Genomic DNA, 9,273 nt, shown 5'->3' with positions numbered 1-9,273 from the left:
CCTTTATTGTTTGGTGGCGATAGCGAAGAGGTCACACCCGTTCCCATTCCGAACACGGCAGTTAAGCTCTTCAGCGCCGATGGTAGTTGGGGGTTTCCCCCTGTGAGAGTAGGACGCCGCCAAGCCATTCAAAAAGATCAGCCATCCTTGGCTGGTCTTTTTTTGTGTTTATAAAATGGGAAAGAGTATCGAATAAAATAGGGTTGATAATCAGGGAGTCGATATGCGATAAACCAGGATGGTATTTTTCTAGAAAAACCTTTTTCTAGGTTGGCCTTATTTTTGGAATTTTAAAAGTATTCACTTATTAAAATGGCGATGGATTTCTTCGGGAATAAATCTTGCCTTTATCTGTTCTTTTCATTATACTAGGAAGAATTTATTAATGAATATAAGCGAAGTATTGATGCGAAGGAAGGTAAACAATATAGAATTCGGGAAAGGAACGGTTTTGTGAGTAAGAAAAAGTTTGAAGTAATAGATGGAGAAACAATTGATGCATGTCTAGAACGAATTAAAGCAGCAGGTTACTTTCCTGTAAGGCGAACAGAAGAACCTATTTTTGCCGAAAGAATCGAGAATGGAAAGGTTCATTATGAGCCAGTTAATAGAAAAATCGTATTCGAAGCGAAATTAATCGAGTAAAACACGAACGATTTTTTGATATCCTGTAAAAATATTCGATTTTATCTTGACATTAAAAAGGCGTGAAGGTAAGATGAAGTTAGATTAATACATCTCATATAATCCTGGGGATATGGCCCAAAAGTATCTACCTAATGACCGTAAATCATTGGACTATGAGAAAAGCATCTGACTAATTCGGAAACTAGCCAAGTCTTTTTGTGTTTTTTTTAAAGGCTTTCTTCCGGGCAGATTGCTTTCTCTATGAGGAAGCAGTCTGCCCGGTTTTTTAATTTGATATAGATAATTATAAGCGTCCATCTGCATACTCAGGACGTTTTAATATGAGTGTTGGAGGGAAAGATATGAAGCCGCAAGTTGGGGTTATTATGGGAAGTGTCTCAGATTGGGAAACGATGAAATATGCATGTGAATCATTGGAACAGCTCGAGATTCCATATGAAAAAAGAGTCGTTTCCGCCCACCGTACGCCGGATTTGTTATTTGAATATGCAGAGAGTGCAAAAGAGCGAGACCTTAAAGTGATTATTGCTGGTGCAGGTGGGGCAGCTCATCTTCCAGGTATGACGGCAGCGAAAACGATTGTCCCTGTGATTGGCGTGCCTATTCAATCGAAGGCGTTAAATGGTATGGATTCGTTATTATCGATTGTTCAGATGCCTGGTGGCGTACCGGTTGCGACGGTGGCAATTGGGAAAGCTGGAGCAGTCAATGCTGGTTTGTTTGCAGCTCAGATATTAGCTGCTTTCGATTCTAAAATTGCTGATAGATTAGAGGCTTTACGAGACGAAACCAGAGAAAAGGTGTTACAGAGCAGTGAACAACTTAAATAATACAATCATTTTACCGGGACAGACCATTGGAATTATTGGCGGTGGACAATTAGGCAGAATGATGGCCTTGTCGGCTAAGGCATCGGGCTTTAGAATAGCAGTTCTTGAACCAACTACAGATGGCCCATGTGCGCAAGTGGCAGATATTGAAATCACTGGTGCTTATGATGATATTGATGCATTGAAAAGATTAGCGGATGTCAGTGACGTCATAACCTATGAATTTGAAAATATCAGTTCAGACGCTCTAGATTGGTTAAAGCAACATGCGTATCTTCCACAAGGGTCAGAATTATTAAAGCTTACACAGGATCGCTTGACTGAAAAAAAAGCCATATCGAATGCAGGAGCATCTGTTGCTCCATATGTAGAAATACAGGATATTTCAGAAATTTATCTTCATATAGAAAAAATAGGGTACCCTAGTGTGTTAAAAACGACGCGCGGCGGTTATGATGGAAAAGGGCAGTTGGTCATTAAGGAAGAAGCCGATATTAGAAAGGCAGAAACCCTGCTCCAAACAGGTGTATGTGTGCTAGAAGCCTGGATCCCTTTCGTAAAAGAAATCTCAATTATCGTGACGCGTAAAACAAATGGCGAGGTAAGTCATTTTCCGATTGCGGAAAATATTCATGTTGAAAATATCCTTCATAAAAGTATTGTACCTGCTCGTATCAGTAAGCAGGCTGAGAAGAAGGCGATTCAAGAGGCCTTACAGCTTGCTGAGAAACTTGGTTTGATAGGGACATTGGCTGTCGAGATGTTTTTAACCGATCAGGATGAGATCATCATTAATGAGCTTGCACCAAGGCCTCATAACTCTGGTCACTACACAATGGAAGCGTGTGAGACGTCTCAGTTCGAGCAGCATATACGTGCTGTATGCAATTGGCCGCTCGGAAATACGGCATTATTGAAACCAGTAGTAATGGTAAATATTCTAGGTGAACATATGGAACCTTTACTGGTTGAAATTCCAAAGCTTTCAGATTGGAAGGTTCATCTTTATGGAAAGAAAGAAGCCAAGCTGAAACGGAAAATGGGGCATGTGAATATTTTACGTCCAACGATTGAGGAAGCTCTTTTAGAAAGTAATCGAAGTAAAATATGGAATCAACAGGTTGAAACGGAGGAAGTAAAATGATTGAACGTTATACCCGCCCTGAGATGGGAAATATTTGGACAGAAACTAACCGCTTTAACGCGTGGTTGGAAGTAGAAATCTTAGCTTGTGAAGCATGGTCTGAACTTGGTGTAATTCCAAAAGAAGATGTACAACTTCTTCGTGAAAATGCAACGTTTAATGTGGATCGGATCAATGAAATTGAAAAAGATACACGTCATGATGTGGTTGCCTTTACACGTGCCGTATCTGAAACATTAGGTGAAGAACGGAAATGGGTGCATTACGGATTAACTTCTACGGATGTAGTTGATACAGCCCTTTCATATGTGATTAAACAAGCGAATGATATCCTTTCGAAGGATTTAAATAACTTTGTTGAGATTCTGAAAAACAAAGCGAAAGAACATAAATATACGGTCCAAATGGGACGTACACATGGAGTTCATGCAGAACCGACTACTTTTGGTTTGAAACTTGCTCTTTGGTATCAAGAAATGAAACGCAATGTCGAACGTTTCGACGAAGCCAGAAAAAACATAGAGGTTGGAAAAATCTCTGGGGCTGTCGGAACATATGCAAACATCGACCCGTTCGTTGAAAAATTCGTTTGTGAAAAACTGGGCCTTGAAGCAGCGCCTATTTCAACACAGACATTGCAGCGTGATCGCCATGCTCACTATATGAGCACGTTGGCTCTAATTGCGACATCCATTGAAAAATTCGCGGTGGAAATTCGTGGCTTACAAAAAAGTGAAACACGTGAAGTCGAAGAGTTCTTTGCTAAAGGACAAAAAGGATCTTCGGCGATGCCTCATAAACGGAATCCAATCGGTTCTGAAAATATGACAGGAATGGCACGCGTAATCCGTGGTTACATGATGACAGCATATGAGAATGTAGCATTATGGCACGAACGTGACATTTCACATTCTTCTGCTGAGCGTATCATCTTACCGGATGCAACAATTGCTTTAAACTATATGTTAAATCGCTTTAGCAACATCGTGAAAAACTTAACTGTTTATCCAGAAAATATGAAACGTAATATGGACCGTACACTTGGATTGATTTTCTCACAACGTGTGCTGCTATCCCTTATCGATAAAGGTCTTGTCCGTGAAGAAGCATATGACACGGTTCAACCGAAAGCGATGGAAGCATGGGAGCTTCAGGTTCCATTCAGAAGCCTGATTGAAAAGGATGATAAGATCACAAGCTTGCTTACAAAAGAAGAACTTGATGATTGTTTCGATCCTACACATCATCTGAAAAATGTTGATGTAATCTTTGATCGTTTAGGTTTATAAAAATAAAGGCGGCAAACATACCATCCCAAGCGGTTGATATGTTTGCCAAGCCTAACTAATAGCAAGAAGATTCATAATATTCACAATGTGGAGGTCTGGACAGATGGAAAAACGAGAATTGCTGTATGAAGGAAAAGCGAAACAGATTTATGCAACTGACAACAGTGAAATAGTATGGGTGGAATACAAGGATTCGGCTACAGCGTTTAACGGTGAAAAGAAGTCAGAGATTGCTGGAAAAGGTATGTTAAATAATCAAATTACTAGCTTACTATTTTCAAAGCTTGCCCAAGAAAATATTCCATCCCATTTTATTGAAAAGCTTTCCGACCGGGAGCAGCTGGTTAAAAAGGTCTCAATTATTCCTCTGGAAGTGGTCGTTCGAAATACAGCTGCTGGCAGTTTTTCTAAAAGAACGGGCATTGAAGAAGGACAACCACTGAAGAAAACGCTCGTTGAGTTTTATTATAAAGATGATGAACTCGGTGATCCTCTGTTAACAGAAGACCATATTGAAGAATTAGAACTTGCAAGCAAGGAAGACGTAGCCATTTTAAAAGAAAAAGCTCAAGAAATTAATAAGGTTTTAACAACCTTCTTTAAAGAAATGGACATTAAATTGATTGACTTTAAATTGGAGTTCGGTAAAACATCGGATGGAGCTATTCTACTGGCTGATGAGATTTCACCCGATACGTGCCGCTTATGGGATGTAGCAACGAACGAAAAATTAGACAAAGACGTATTCCGTCGTGATTTAGGTAGTTTAACAGACGCTTATGAAAAAATTCTAGCAAAGTTGGAGGGTATTCAACATGTATAAGGTTAAGGTATATATCACATTACGCGAAAGTGTATTAGATCCACAGGGAGCAGCAGTTCAGCAATCACTTCACAGTTTAACTTATAACGAAGTAAGTGATGTACGCGTGGGGAAATACATTGAACTCACAATTGAAGATACGGACCGTGATTTGGATCAGCTGGTGAAGGAAATGTGTGAAAAACTATTAGCCAATACGGTAATTGAATCTTACCGATATGATGTTGAGGAGGTTGTCACCCAATGAAATTTGCTGTCATAGTTTTCCCTGGTTCCAATTGTGATGTCGACATGTACCATGCGATAAAAGATGCACTCGGGGAAGAAGTGGAGTATGTTTGGCATTCCACAGACAATCTAGATGAATATGACGGGATTCTTCTTCCAGGCGGTTTCTCTTACGGAGACTATCTACGCACAGGTGCAATTGCCCGTTTCTCCAATGTAATGGCGGAAGTTGTAAAAGCAGCTCAAGCAGGAAAGCCTGTTCTTGGCGTCTGCAATGGTTTTCAGATTTTACTTGAAGCAGGCCTTTTACCTGGAGCAATGCGCCGTAATGATGGCTTGAAATTCATTTGCCGCAATGTAGGATTGAAGGTTGAAAATAATCAATCCATGTTTACAACAGGCTATTCACTACATGAAACGATTACGATACCAGTGGCTCATGGTGAAGGAAATTACTACTGTGATAATGAAACATTGGCTGAATTAAAACAAAATAACCGCATCTTGTTCACTTATGATGGTGAGAATCCAAACGGAAGCTTGGAGCAAATAGCGGGAATTACAAATGAACAAGGAAATGTCCTCGGAATGATGCCTCATCCCGAACGTGCTGTTGATTCGCTGCTTGGCAGTAAAGACGGCTTAAAGATTTTTCAATCCATCGTAAAAAACTGGAGGGAATCACATGTTATTACAGCTTGAACCAAGTCCGGAAAAAATTAAATTGGATCGTTTATATGCAAGTATGGGACTATCCGATGAAGAATTTGCAATGGTGGAGAAAATCTTAGGCAGACTGCCAAATTATACGGAAACTGGATTGTTTTCGGTTATGTGGTCAGAGCATTGTTCCTACAAAAATTCAAAACCCATCTTAAGGAAATTCCCGATTACAGGTGAGAAAGTGCTTCAAGGTCCTGGTGAAGGAGCAGGTATTGTAGATATCGGTGACAATCAGGCAGTTGTTTTTAAAATAGAAAGTCATAATCACCCATCGGCAATTGAACCTTATCAAGGTGCTGCTACTGGTGTCGGCGGTATTATCCGTGATGTTTTCTCCATGGGTGCCCGTCCCATTGCGATGTTGAACTCGCTTCGCTTCGGTGAGCTTGAGAATGATCGTGTGAAATATTTATTTAAAGAAGTGGTTGCTGGGATTGCAGGATACGGAAATTGTATCGGAATTCCAACTGTAGGCGGAGAAATTCAATTTGATCCATCTTATGAAGGAAATCCTCTAGTTAATGCAATGTGTGTCGGTTTGATCGATCATAAGGACATTAAAAAAGGCCAAGCGCATGGAGTAGGCAACACAGTGATGTATGTGGGTGCTAAAACAGGACGTGATGGTATTCATGGAGCAACATTTGCTTCTGAAGAGTTGTCGGAGTCTTCAGAAGAAAAACGGCCTGCCGTACAAGTAGGTGATCCATTCATGGAGAAACTGCTTTTAGAAGCATGCCTTGAATTAATTCAAAATGATGCTCTTGTTGGTATTCAGGATATGGGAGCAGCAGGTCTTACAAGCTCATCTGCTGAGATGGCGAGTAAAGCTGGATCAGGAATAAAAATGAACCTTGATTTGGTACCGCAACGTGAAACTGGAATGACAGCATATGAAATGATGCTTTCTGAATCACAAGAGCGGATGCTGATCGTTGTTACAAAAGGACGCGAACAGGAAATCGTTGACTTGTTTACGAAATATGACCTAGAAGCGGTTGCTGTTGGTGAAGTAACGGATGATAAAAACCTAACACTTTCTCATCAGGGTGAAATCGTTGCTGAGGTTCCAGTTGATGCATTGGCTGAAGAAGCACCAATTTATCACAAGCCATCTGCAGAACCGCAATATTTCCGTGACTTCCAAAGCATGACGGCAGAAGTACCAAACATTGAAGATTACAGAGAAACCCTTTTGGCATTATTGCAGCAACCGACAATTTCGAGTAAAGAATGGGTATACGACCAATATGATTATATGGTGCGTACGAATACAGTCGTGTCACCTGGATCAGATGCAGCAGTTGTACGTGTTCGAGGCACAAATAAGGCCCTTGCGATGACGACAGATTGTAACTCCCGCTATATTTACTTGGATCCTGAAACAGGCGGTAAAATTGCAGTTGCTGAAGCGGCTCGTAACATTATTTGTTCGGGTGCAGAACCTCTAGCAATTACAGATTGCTTGAATTTTGGAAATCCAGAAAAACCTGAAATCTTTTGGCAATTGGAAAAAGCGGCAGACGGGATGAGTGAAGCTTGTCGAAGTTTAAGTACGCCTGTAATTGGAGGAAATGTCTCTCTTTACAATGAAACGAATGGGGAAGCGATCTATCCAACACCAGTAGTTGGTATGGTAGGCCTAGTGAACGATCTTCAACATATCACAACGCAAACGTTCAAAAATGAATCAGATTTGATTTATGTGGTCGGCGAAGCGAAAGTGGAATTTGGGGGCAGTGAGTTACAAAAAATGCTTGAAGGAAAAATATTTGGGCGTGCTCCAGAACTTGATTTAACTGTTGAACAAAAGCGTCAGCAGCAAATTCTTTCAGCGATTCAATCAGGACTTATTTCATCAGCTCATGACCTCGCGGAAGGTGGTTTGGCGGTTGCTTTATCTGAATCTCTATTCGGAGCAAGTAACCTTGGAGCAAAAGTAAATTTATCTGGGGAACTCGTATCCGAACTGTTTAGTGAAACGCAATCACGCTTTTTACTATCTATAAGTCCTGAAAATCAAAAGGCTTTTGAAGCACTTGTTGAGGATGCCGTTTGTATTGGTTCAGTAACAGCGGATAATAAATTAGTAGTGACGGCAGGCGGCGATAACAACGTATTGGTAGCAGACGTTGTAGAATTACAAACAGCTTGGAAGGGAGCTATACCATGCTTGCTGAAATAAGAAGCCTAAATGAAGAGTGTGGCGTAGTTGGAGTCTGGGGACATCCCGATGCAGCACAGCTTGCTTATTACGGGTTGCATAGCTTGCAACATCGTGGTCAAGAGGGAGCAGGCATCGTTGTTACAGATGGTGAGCAGATGTCTATCTCGAAGGGTGAAGGTCTTGTCACTGAGATATTCACAGCTGAAAAAATGCAGGAACTTTCCGGTTCAGGAAAAGCCGCGATCGGACATGTCCGCTATACAACGGCAGGCGGCGGCGGGTATCAAAATGTTCAGCCTTTCTTGTTTAATTCACATACAGGGGGGCTGGCTCTCGCTCATAATGGGAATATCGTCAATGCTCGTCAGTTAAAAGCACAGCTAGAAGGACAGGGCTCAATCTTTCAAACGACATCGGATACGGAAGTTCTAGCACATTTGATTAAACGTTCTGGTTATTCCGATGTGAGAGATTCTGTGAAAAGCAGTTTAAGCATGTTGAAGGGTGCTTATGCATTCGTCGTCATGACAGAAAACCAAATGATCTTGGCAAGAGATCCGCATGGTTTCCGCCCACTTTCCCTAGGGAAAATAGGCGATGCGTATTTCGCAGCATCAGAAACATGCGCCCTTGATATAGTAGGAGCGGAATTCGTCCGTGATATTGAACCGGGTGAACTTGTGGTCATTAATGATGAGGGCATCACATCCGAATACTTTTCACTTTCAAGTCAACATGCAATGTGCACGATGGAATATGTGTATTTTTCCCGTCCAGATAGCAACATTGATGGAATTAATGTTCATACCGCTCGTAAAAATCTTGGTAAGCAAATGGCACTTGAAGCTAAGATTGAAGCCGATGTCGTCACAGGAGTTCCTGATTCAAGCATTTCTGCGGCAATTGGCTATGCTGAAGCTGCAGGTATTCCTTATGAAATGGGCTTAATTAAAAACCGTTATGTTGGCCGGACATTTATTCAGCCATCACAAAGTCTACGCGAACAAGGTGTGAAGATGAAACTTTCACCGGTAAGAGGGGTCGTAGAGGGTAAACGTGTCATTATGGTTGATGATTCAATCGTACGTGGAACAACGAGCAGAAGGATTGTTCGCATGCTAAAAGATGCAGGAGCAAAAGAAGTTCACGTTGTAATCAGCTCACCACCAATTAAAAACCCATGTTTCTATGGTATTGATACATCGAAAAAGGAAGAATTAATCGCGAGCTCTAAATCGGTGGAGGAAATACGTGAAATCATTGGTGCTGATTCATTAACTTTTTTAAGTGTCGAAGGTATGGTCGAAGCAATTGGTCGTCCGTTTCCTGGAGAAACGCGCGGTTCATGCCTAGCTTGCTTCACCGGAAATTATCCGACAGAAATTTATGATTACGAGCGAGAAAAAGCAAAATGTTAATAA

General features: G+C 41.2%; 9 protein-coding genes, 1 rRNA gene and 1 riboswitch. All 10 genes read left to right on the top strand.

Going from position 1 to position 9,273, the window contains the following annotated elements:
• The first annotated feature begins 9 nt into the window (after positions 1–9).
• The 10 genes from rrf (at position 10) to purF (ending at position 9,270) form a co-directional block, all read left to right on the top strand.
• Positions 10–125, top strand: a 5S ribosomal RNA gene (rrf, locus tag AC1DUW_RS07215).
• Positions 126–453: 328 nt separating this feature from the next.
• Complete coding sequence (locus AC1DUW_RS07210; RefSeq protein ID WP_053344199.1) at positions 454–645, top strand: NETI motif-containing protein; 192 nt, start codon at positions 454–456, stop codon at positions 643–645.
• 74 nt (positions 646–719) lie between these two features.
• Positions 720–821, top strand: a riboswitch (purine riboswitch).
• Positions 822–989: 168 nt separating this feature from the next.
• Positions 990–1,478 carry a 5-(carboxyamino)imidazole ribonucleotide mutase gene (gene purE, locus AC1DUW_RS07205; RefSeq protein WP_053344200.1) on the top strand — a complete coding sequence of 163 codons (489 nt, stop codon included), beginning with the start codon at positions 990–992 and terminating at the stop codon, positions 1,476–1,478.
• Positions 1,462–2,622, top strand: a complete 1,161-nt coding sequence (purK, locus tag AC1DUW_RS07200; protein WP_053344201.1) for a 5-(carboxyamino)imidazole ribonucleotide synthase — start codon at positions 1,462–1,464, stop codon at positions 2,620–2,622. Before purE ends, purK begins: the two co-directional genes overlap by 17 nt.
• Positions 2,619–3,911 carry an adenylosuccinate lyase gene (purB, locus tag AC1DUW_RS07195; protein ID WP_053344202.1) on the top strand — a complete coding sequence of 431 codons (1,293 nt, stop codon included), beginning with the start codon at positions 2,619–2,621 and terminating at the stop codon, positions 3,909–3,911. Before purK ends, purB begins: the two co-directional genes overlap by 4 nt.
• A gap of 103 nt (positions 3,912–4,014) precedes the next feature.
• Positions 4,015–4,734 (top strand): phosphoribosylaminoimidazolesuccinocarboxamide synthase, encoded by a 720-nt coding sequence (gene purC, locus AC1DUW_RS07190; RefSeq protein ID WP_053344203.1) that lies wholly within the window; start codon positions 4,015–4,017, stop codon positions 4,732–4,734.
• The gene (gene purS / locus AC1DUW_RS07185) at positions 4,727–4,981 is read left to right on the top strand and encodes a phosphoribosylformylglycinamidine synthase subunit PurS (RefSeq protein WP_053344204.1); all 255 of its coding nucleotides are present in this window, start codon (positions 4,727–4,729) and stop codon (positions 4,979–4,981) included. Before purC ends, purS begins: the two co-directional genes overlap by 8 nt.
• The gene (purQ, locus tag AC1DUW_RS07180) at positions 4,978–5,664 is read left to right on the top strand and encodes a phosphoribosylformylglycinamidine synthase subunit PurQ (RefSeq protein ID WP_053344205.1); all 687 of its coding nucleotides are present in this window, start codon (positions 4,978–4,980) and stop codon (positions 5,662–5,664) included. Before purS ends, purQ begins: the two co-directional genes overlap by 4 nt.
• Entirely contained in the window at positions 5,648–7,870 is a 2,223-nt protein-coding gene (purL, locus tag AC1DUW_RS07175) for a phosphoribosylformylglycinamidine synthase subunit PurL (protein ID WP_477642263.1), read from the top strand. The genes purQ and purL overlap by 17 nt, the downstream gene beginning before the upstream one ends.
• On the top strand, positions 7,855–9,270 hold the full coding sequence (gene purF, locus AC1DUW_RS07170) for an amidophosphoribosyltransferase (RefSeq protein ID WP_053344207.1): 1,416 nt from the start codon (positions 7,855–7,857) through the stop codon (positions 9,268–9,270). The genes purL and purF overlap by 16 nt, the downstream gene beginning before the upstream one ends.
• Positions 9,271–9,273 lie beyond the last annotated feature (3 nt).

The sequence above is a fragment of the Peribacillus sp. P4_C12 genome (assembly GCF_056402095.1).
Note: the sequence above shows the minus strand (reverse complement) of the source record. Positions and strands in the feature narration are given on the sequence as shown.

Excerpts from the sequence above, each read along its gene's own strand:
- purE (WP_053344200.1), top strand. The coding sequence starts at position 990 with ATGAAGCCGCAAGTTGGGGTTATTATGGGAAGTGTCTCAGATTGGGAA.
- purB (WP_053344202.1), top strand. The coding sequence starts at position 2,619 with ATGATTGAACGTTATACCCGCCCTGAGATGGGAAATATTTGGACAGAA.
- purF (WP_053344207.1), top strand. The coding sequence starts at position 7,855 with ATGCTTGCTGAAATAAGAAGCCTAAATGAAGAGTGTGGCGTAGTTGGA.
- purQ (WP_053344205.1), top strand. The coding sequence starts at position 4,978 with ATGAAATTTGCTGTCATAGTTTTCCCTGGTTCCAATTGTGATGTCGAC.
- purL (WP_477642263.1), top strand. The coding sequence starts at position 5,648 with ATGTTATTACAGCTTGAACCAAGTCCGGAAAAAATTAAATTGGATCGT.
- purS (WP_053344204.1), top strand. The coding sequence starts at position 4,727 with ATGTATAAGGTTAAGGTATATATCACATTACGCGAAAGTGTATTAGAT.
- purC (WP_053344203.1), top strand. The coding sequence starts at position 4,015 with ATGGAAAAACGAGAATTGCTGTATGAAGGAAAAGCGAAACAGATTTAT.